Source organism: Methylobacterium sp. WL116, from assembly GCF_008039455.1.
Classification (GTDB): domain Bacteria; phylum Pseudomonadota; class Alphaproteobacteria; order Rhizobiales; family Beijerinckiaceae; genus Methylobacterium.
In genome coordinates, this window is sequence record NZ_VRUV01000264.1 from 1 (window position 1) to 6,328 (window position 6,328).

A 6,328-nucleotide genomic window follows, 5' to 3' on the forward strand; every position below is an offset into this window, starting at 1 on the left:
CATATCCGCGCGGCGACAAGCGGGCCGGCGCCGGCGGGCGCCTATTTCCAGGCCCGGGGCCCGCCCCGACTGGGCCGCGATCAGGATCGCCGCGCCGGCCATGATCGCCCCGCCGGCCTCGCCGGTCTCAGCCGGCAATCTCGACGGCGAGGGCGTAGGCGTCGCGGAAATCGAGGCAGAGCGGCGCCTCGGCCGCGAGCATCCGCCCGAACAGCTGCTTCTGCGTCTGGTACTTCACGTTGCCGACGGCGAGCGCGCCGATGCCGACGCCCTTGCCGACCGGAAGCGCCACGTCCACCGCGTTGACGTCGATCCCGGCGATGCCCGCCGGCGGCACCGCGTTGACGTCCGAGGCGACGAGCAGGTTCGGGGCCGCGCGCAGGTCCTCGGCCGAGAGGATCGGGATGCCGGCGGGGCCGGCCGAAAGGATCACGTCGGCATCCGCGATCGCCTTGCGGCGGTCGTCCGGCATGGTGCCGTCGATGGCGCCGACCTCGATCCCGAAGCGCCACTTCATCGTGAAGGCGATCTTCGAGACCCGCTCCTCGCCGTCATGGCCGACCAGCACCGTCCTGGCGCCTTCGAGCGCGCCGATCACCGCGGCGACGTAGGCGACGACGCCGGCGCCCCCGAAGATGACGATGCGCTTGTCCTTCAGGCCGGTGCCGAATTTCTGGCGCAAGGCCCGCGAGACCTGCGCCACCATCGCCGCGCCGGTGGTGAAGGAGCCGGCCGGGTCGGCGAACAGGTGGTTGGCGAAGGGCGGCACGAAGGCCTTCCTGGCCCGGTCGACCATGTCGAGGGCGTCCTCGGCGTTCTTGCCGCCGATGAAGATGCCGGTGCGGACGCCGTCTCCGGGCGCGCGCGAGAAGATCGAATCCTGCGTGAGCGAGACCACGTCCGGCAGCGTCACGTCGGTGTAGGTGACGATGGTCTCGAACCCGGCATCGACGGCCATGTTCACGTCGAACGGGCTCATGTGCTTGAGCGGCGTCAGCATGTGCAGGATCGAGCGGGCCATGGGGATTCCCTGTCTGGTGCGAGGATCGTCGGTCGGTGTCGTTGAGAGTCGCAATCGATGCCCGCGGTCAAGCATGCCGGTTCAAGCGGTCGTGATCTCGGCGCCCGTGTTCCGGCCCCGCGCGATGAGGAAGCGCAGCGGGCCCGGCCGGTCCAGCCCGGCGACGAGCGCGCGGGCGTCGGCCTCCGACGGCATCAGCGCGAAGCCGGTCGGCCCCCAGGAGCTCTGGCCGTAGCCGGCGACGCCCTGGTCGGCGATCGTCCGCAGCGCCTCCGCGACGGCGGGGCTGGCGTAGCGCCCACCCTGGTGCGGCGCGAAGTGGTCGCCGATCAGGCGCTGGATCTGGGTGATGCCGGCGCCGAAGCCCTGCGGCTCGGCGAGCACCGCCGCCGGCATCACCTGCATCAGCACGATCCGGCAGATCTCGGCGGCCTGGCGCTCGGGAAAGCGCGGCAGCTCGGCGAAGGCGCGCTGCTCGCGCGAGCCATGGATGCCGGTGGCGTCGCGGTCGAGGATCAGCACGACGCGCCACGGGTCGGGGTAGGCCAGGCGGGCGATCACCGGCGGCGGCGCTCCGGTGGCGTCGCGTCCGCCGTCGACGATCAACCCGCCCTCGGTGAAGGCCGACAGCCCGACGCCGGACCGGTTGCCGCGATCGAGCGCGTTCGAGAAATCCTCGGCCGAGAACGGCTTGCCCCAGAGGCGGGCCAGGGCCGCGGCCACGCTGAGCGCGAGCTGCGTGCCCGAGCCGAACCCGGCATGAGCCGGAATCGCCTCCTCGACCCGGATCGCGACCGATTCGGCGACGCCGAGATGGCTCGCCGCCGCGTGGACGTAGCCGCGGACGCGGCCCTCCTCCGGTCCCGAGACGGACAGCCCGTCGGCGGCGCTCGCGGTGAGTCGGACGCCGGGGGCGTCGATCGCCAGGCCGATGCTGCCGAAGCGGCGGCCGAGGCCGCCATGCAGGTCGAGGAACCCGAAATGCAGGCGCGCCGGCGCGTGGACGTGGACGGAGCGCGAGGCGGCCTCGGAGCGGCCGCGTGCGGGTTCAGACACGTCGATCCCCTCCGCCTTCGCCACGCCGCTTCATCCTGCCGTCGCGGCGGACCTCTCGGGAAATCGGTCCCCGCGGGAGCCGGCTTCTCCCATGGAGGCGCCCCGCCGGGCAACCGCCTGTCGGGGCGAAGCGGCCGCAAATCGCGGCGACAGGGTTGCCTGCGGCGTCCGAGCGATGCAAACGTGCCCTCCAGCGCAGGCATTCCGAGTGCCGCCGGGTCGGGATCGTATCCCGTCCGGGCAGGCCATTCCGGCTGCGACGGTCCTTCGGCCGTCCTCCCCGGTCTTACGGCGACGATCTGCGACGCCTCAAGAAACGGTTCGGGTGAGGACGCATGACAGCCTGGGTGAAGGGTGACGCGACCGATGCGGAGGGCGCCATCGCGGCCGCCGCCGCTCTGCTCGCCGCCGCGCATGCACCGGTCTTCGCCGGACTGAACGCCGACGTCGCCGCGATTCGCGCTGCCTACCGCCTCGCCGGCACGATCGGCGCCTCCCTTGATACGCAGGGCGCCGCCGGCACCTACGCCGACCTCGGAGCGCTCAGCCGCGTCGGCGCGATGACGTCGACGCCGGCCGAGGTCCAGGGGCGCGCCGACGTGGTGCTCGTCGTCGGCGCCAAGGCCGGCACCAGCACCCTTGCCTCGGCCCTGCGCGGCAGCAAGCCGGTGCGCGGACTCGCGGCCGGGGCCGACCGCCAGGTGCTCGCCGTCGCCGGCGCATCCGCTCAGGCGCTGGCCTCCGACCTCGCCCTGCTCCGCGCCCATGCCAAGGGGCACCTCGCGGACGCCACCCCGCTCAACGAGATCGCCCGCGCGCTCTACGCCGCCCGGTACGGCGCGGTGCTCTACGACCCGGCCGAGCTCGGCGAGCTCGGCGTCGAGACGGTGCAGGGGCTGGTGCGCGACGTGAACGAGATCACGCGCTGCTTCGCGCTCTCGCTCGGCGGCCCCGACCAGGACCGCTCGGTGGTGCAGGTCGCGGCCTGGACCACGGGCCAGGCCCCGCGCACCGGCTTCGGCCGCAAGGTCCCCGAGCACGATCCCTGGCGCTTCGACGCCGCGCGGCAGGTCTCGACTGGCGAGGCCGACGCCGCGCTGTGGCTCTCGACGCTTCCGGCCGCGCGCCCCGACTGGCTCGGCGCCCTGCCCTCGATCGCGATCGTCGGCACGGGCAGCCCCGAGGCCGCCCCCGGCACCGCCGAGGTCGTGATCGCGGTCGGCGTGCCCGGCGCGAGCGCCGGCGGCGTCCTCTGGAACGAGGGCCGCGCCGCCCTCACCTACCGACCCGGCACGGGGGGCGGCGCTTCGGCCGCCGACGTGCTGGCCCGCATCGAACACCATTTCGCTGGGAAGGATTCCTGATGCTGATCCGGATCCAGGGCGGCCGGGTGGTCGACCCGACGGCCGGCCGCGACGGCGTCGGCGACGTCTGGGTGGAGGACGGCCGCGTCGTCGCCCCCTCCGAGCGGACCCCCGACCGCACCGTCGACGCGACGGGCTGCGTGGTGATGGCCGGCGGCGTCGAGGTGCACTCGCACATCGCCGGCGGCAACGTCATCACCTCGCGGCTGCTGCTGCCCGACCTCTACGTCAGCGAGACGGCGCCGAACGGCCACCCCTTCGCCCATGCCGGCGGCGCGGCGGCCTGGATCGGCGCGGCCTACGCCAAGATGGGCTACACCACGGCGGTCGAGCCGGCGATGCCGCCGACCCACGCGCTCGCGACGCAGCTCGAATTGGCCGACATCCCGCTGCTCGACCGCGGCGCGCTCGCGGTGATGGGCAACGACGACCAGCTGCTTCAGCTGCTGCGCGCGGGCGAGAGCCGGGACGCGGTCCGCGACCTCGTGGCGCTCAACGTGGCGCAAAGCCGGGCGCTCGGGGTCAAGTGCATCAACGCCGGTGGCGCCTCGGCCTTCAAGGACGGCGTGCTCAAGCTCAGCCTCGACGACGAGATCCCGGTCTACGGGCTCTCGACCCGCACGATCATGGGCTCGCTCCTCGACGCGGTCGAGGCGATCGGCGTGCCGCACCCGCTGCACGTCCACTGCAACAACCTCGGGCTGCCCGGCGCCGACGACAGCTTCGTCGAGACGCTGGATGCGGCCGAGGGCCGGCGCATCCACTTCGCCCACGCCCAGTTCTACGCCTACGGCGCGGCCGACCCCGCGAACCCGGGCACAGGCGGCTTCCGCTCGGCGGCGCGCCGCATCGTCGACGCGATGCACGCGAACCCGAACGCGACCCTCGACATCGGGCAGGTGGTGTTCGGCCAGACCGTCACGGTCTCGATGGACATCCTGCGCCAGTTCGGCGGCCGCAAGGGCGCCAACCCGAAGAAGTGGGTGCTGAACGCGGGCGATGCCGAGGGCGGCGGCGTGGTGCCGTTCCTGTACAAGCCGCGCGGGCCGACGAGCTCGCTGCAATGGGCGATCGGCCTCGAGATCATGCTGCTCTCGAACGAGCCCGAGCGCACGATCCTGACCACCGACCACCCGAACGGCGGCCCGTTCACCGCCTATCCGCGCATCATCCACCTGCTGATGGACAAGGAGGAGCGCGACCGCGAGATCGCGACGCTGCCCAAGGTCGTCGGCGAGCGCTCGTCGCTGCCCGAGATCGAGCGCGAATACTCCTTCTCCGAGATCGCCGAGCTGACCCGCTCGGGGCCGGCCAAGCTCCTCGGCCTTTCCGATCGCGGGCACCTGCGCGCCGGCGCGCGCGCCGACATCGCGGTCTACCGCGAGGACAGGAACCGCACCGCGATGTTTGCGAGCGCCAAGCTCGTGCTCAAGGACGGCGTGGCGATCGTCGAGGACGGCGAGGTCGTGCACTGGCACGTCGGCCGCTCGCTGTCGCTCACGGTCGAGTCCGACAAGGCGATGGAGCGCCGCACCGACGCCTACCTGCAGGACCGGTTCGGCCAGGGGCTCGACAGCTTCGCCGTGCCGGACGCGGCCTTCCCCGAGGCTGAGGTGTTCGAGGACGTGGCATGCCGGGCATGAGCGAGCGGCTTTGCGCGAGGGACGGGAACCGGAATGTCTGACCTCACCCTCAACGGCATCCGCGTCGAGGACACCTTCGCGGAGGCGTTCGACGTCGCCGGCACCGCGATCGTCGTCACCAACGACACCGCGAAGTGGGCGATGATCGCGGCCACGACCATGACCGGCTTCGCCACCTCGGTGATCGGCTGCGGCGCCGAGGCCGGGATCGACGCCGAGCTGTCGCCCGAGGAGACGCCGGATGGGCGCCCGGGCGTGCGCATCCTGCTGTTCGGCTTCGAGCCGAACGGGCTCAAGGAGCAGCTGCTGAAGCGCGTCGGGCAGTGCATCCTCACCTGCCCCGGGACGGCGTGCTTCGCCGGCGTCGAGGGGCCGACCAAGATCAAGCTCGGCGGCGCGATCCGCTACTTCGGCGATGGTTTCGCCATCGCCAAGCGCCTGCCGGACCACACCGGCAGGATGCGGCGCTACTGGCGCATCCCGGTGATGGACGGCGAGTTCCTGTGCGAGGATTCCGTGCTCGCGGTCGACGGCGCGGTCGGCGGCGGCAACCTGCTGTTCCTCGGCCGCACCCACGCCGAGACGCTGACGGTGGCCGAGGTCGCCGTGGAGGCCGCCAAGGCCATCCCCGGGGCGATCCTGCCCTTCCCCGGCGGCATCGTCCGCTCCGGCTCGAAGGTCGGCGGCCGCACCAAGGGCATGATGGCCTCGACCAACGACGCCTACTGCCCGACGCTGAAAGGCCGGGCCGGCTCGGCGCTGCCGCCCGAATGCGGCGTGGTCCTGGAGATCGTCATCGACGCGCTGACCTCGCAGGGCGTCTCCGATTCGATGCGGGCGGCGCTCCACGCCGCGACCGAGATCGGCGCGCAGCACGGCCTCGTCGCGGTCACCGCCGGCAATTACGGCGGCAACCTCGGGCGGCACCACTACCGCCTGCGCGACTTGCTCGACAAGAATCCCGCCGCGAAGGAGACCGTAGCGTGAGCGTCCTCTCCCTGCGGCAGGCGCCCCCCGAGCGCCTCGACTTCCTCAACATCGCGCCGGCGACCCTGGCCGCGCTCTCGCCGGCCGAGGCCGAGCGCCTGCCGATCGGCACCACCCGGCGCGGCCTGGTGCTCGGCGACTGCTTCCAGGTGTCGCTCGACGGCGGCGACAGCCTCACCATCGAGGGTGGCCACGAGCGGCTCGACCGCGTCGGGCAGTGCATCCTCGAGCTGACCCGCTCGGGGCCGGCCAAGCTC

5 protein-coding genes and 1 pseudogene are annotated in these 6,328 nt (G+C 72.8%); 4 read left to right on the plus strand and 2 right to left on the minus strand.

Features of this window, described 5'->3' with window-relative positions; translation table 11 throughout:
• Positions 1–127: 127 nt before the first annotated feature.
• Both FV223_RS17505 and FV223_RS17510 read right to left on the minus strand, forming a co-directional pair.
• Entirely contained in the window at positions 128–1,021 is an 894-nt protein-coding gene (locus tag FV223_RS17505) for an NAD(P)-dependent methylenetetrahydromethanopterin dehydrogenase (protein ID WP_147728225.1), read from the minus strand.
• 81 nt (positions 1,022–1,102) lie between these two features.
• Positions 1,103–2,077, minus strand: a complete 975-nt coding sequence (locus FV223_RS17510) for a beta-ribofuranosylaminobenzene 5'-phosphate synthase family protein (protein ID WP_147728226.1) — start codon at positions 2,075–2,077, stop codon at positions 1,103–1,105.
• Positions 2,078–2,412: 335 nt separating this feature from the next.
• Between FV223_RS17510 and FV223_RS17515 the strand changes: the two genes are divergently transcribed.
• From FV223_RS17515 to FV223_RS17530, 4 genes and pseudogenes are all read left to right on the plus strand, one after another.
• Positions 2,413–3,441 (plus strand): formyltransferase, encoded by a 1,029-nt coding sequence (locus FV223_RS17515; protein WP_147728227.1) that lies wholly within the window; start codon positions 2,413–2,415, stop codon positions 3,439–3,441.
• Positions 3,441–5,084: a formylmethanofuran dehydrogenase subunit A gene (locus FV223_RS17520; RefSeq protein WP_147728228.1), complete on the plus strand. Its 1,644-nt coding sequence runs from the start codon at positions 3,441–3,443 to the stop codon at positions 5,082–5,084. The genes FV223_RS17515 and FV223_RS17520 overlap by 1 nt, the downstream gene beginning before the upstream one ends.
• A gap of 33 nt (positions 5,085–5,117) precedes the next feature.
• Complete coding sequence (fhcD, locus tag FV223_RS17525; protein ID WP_147728229.1) at positions 5,118–6,071, plus strand: formylmethanofuran--tetrahydromethanopterin N-formyltransferase; 954 nt, start codon at positions 5,118–5,120, stop codon at positions 6,069–6,071.
• Positions 6,068–6,328, plus strand: a pseudogene (locus tag FV223_RS17530) (formylmethanofuran dehydrogenase subunit C); the annotation flags it as partial. The gene fhcD and the pseudogene FV223_RS17530, both read left to right, overlap by 4 nt.